The 1,864-nt window shown below is 63.4% G+C and carries 1 protein-coding gene; it reads left to right on the plus strand.

Annotated features, from left to right (window positions below; all coding sequences use genetic code 11):
* Nucleotides 1–48 precede the first annotated feature (48 nt).
* The coding region (locus RI841_RS16280) for a PAS domain S-box protein (protein WP_310706675.1) at nucleotides 49–1,864 on the plus strand (1,816 nt) is incomplete at its 3' end.

The following is a 1,864-nucleotide window of genomic DNA, read 5'->3' on the forward strand; positions in this document are numbered from 1 at the left end:
GTTCGTTACGAGGCCTGGTTCGATGTTCCCCAGGAAGAGCCCAGGTTCATGCACGTCAGCTACAGTCCCTTGTTCGACGAGGATCGGGCCGTGACTGGGGCCGTGGTTGCTTCCCGAGACCTCACCGGACACAGGCTGGCGGAGGATGCCCTCCAGCGCGAGCGTGACCTCGTCGCCCGGATGATGGACACCAGCCCTGTGGGGATCCTCGTGTTCGATCAGGAGGGACGCATCACCTTCGCCAACCCCGGGGTGCAGGAGCTCGCAGGGCTGCTGGGCATCTCCGACCTCGTGGGCAGCTCCTACAACGATCCCTCCTGGCGGCTCCTGGACGAGCACGGCGACGCCATGCCCGACGACCGGCTGCCCTTTGCGCGGGTACTGTCCACCGATCAGCCGGTCTCTGATATCCTCTATGCCATAGACCTGCCTGGGCATCAGCGGGCCTACCTCTCCTCCAGCGCCGCACCGCTGCGCGACCACTCAGGAGCCTTTGAAGGCGTCATCGTCACCACCCAGGACGTCACCAGCCGCATCCAAGCTGAAGCACGCCTCCAGGCAAGCGAGAAGCAATACCGGCAACTGCTGGAAGCGCTGCAGGAGGGCATCTGGATGATCGACGCCGAGGCCCGTACCACGTTTGCGAATCCCCGCATGGCAGAGATGCTGGGCTGCACCGTCGAAGAGATGGTAGGCAAGCACCTCTTTTCCTTCATGGGTGAACAAGGCATTGCGCTGGCAGAGCGCAACCTCGAGCGACGCCAGCAGGGCATTCGCGAACAGCACGATTTCGAGTTTCTGCGCAAGGATGGAAGCCGGCTCTTTGCTTCTCTGGAGACCTCGCCCATCTTCGACGAGAATGGTAACTATGCCGGCTCCCTCGCCGGTGTTCAGGACATCACCGACCGGGTCCAGACCACAGAGGCACTCCGCAAATCCGAAGAGCGGTATCGGGACCTTGTGGAAAAGGTCAGCGACGTCATCTATGCTCTCGACCGGGAGGGCGTGATTACCTACGTCAGCCCGGCCATCGAACGGTTGCTGGGCTATCCCCCCGAGCAAATCATCGGCCAGCCCTTTGGCCAGTTTGTCCTGCCTGAGGACTTGGACCAAGTCGCGGCCAACTTCGATGAGCTGGTTTCGGGCAGGCAGCGCGGGCCCACTGAGTACAGGGTGGTTGCTGCTTCCGGTGAGCTCCGCTGGGTTAGCCTCTCCAGCCAGTTGATCCTCGATGGCGACCAGGTGACGGGGGTGCGGGGGGTTCTGACCGACGTCAGCGAGCGCGTCTGGGCCCAGGAGCAACGCGAGAAAGCGGCCGCCGCCGCCGAGCGCGAACGCCTGGCCCGAGACTTGCACGATGCCGTGACCCAATCCCTCTTCTCGGTATCCGCCATCGCCGAGGCATTGCCCACAATCTGGGAACGCGATCAAGCGGAAGCACGCCGCGGTTTGGAGGAACTCCGCCAGTTGACCCAGGGGGCGCTGGCCGAAATGCGCACTCTATTGCTGGAGTTGCGCCCTTCCGCCCTGACGGAGCAAAAGCTGGACGTCTTGGTGCCTCAGTTGACCCAGGCCTTGGCGGGCCGCACCCGGATGTCTATCACCACCGAGGTGACCGGCGACTGCACCCTGCCGGTAGAAGCTAGTATCGCCCTCTACCGCATCGCCCAAGAGGCCCTGAACAACATCGTCAAGCATGCCCGGGCCTCGAGGGCCACGGTCGAACTGCATTGCGAGGCTGGATATGCCCGGCTGCGCATCAGCGATGATGGCCATGGCTTTGACCCCCTGAGGGTAGCGCATGGCCACTTGGGCCTGGACATCATGCGTGAGCGAGCACAGGCCATTGGCGCAGAGCTTCGCA

It is taken from the genome of Halomonas sp., from assembly GCF_031581305.1.
In the GTDB taxonomy this organism is placed as follows: domain Bacteria; phylum Pseudomonadota; class Gammaproteobacteria; order Pseudomonadales; family Halomonadaceae; genus Halomonas.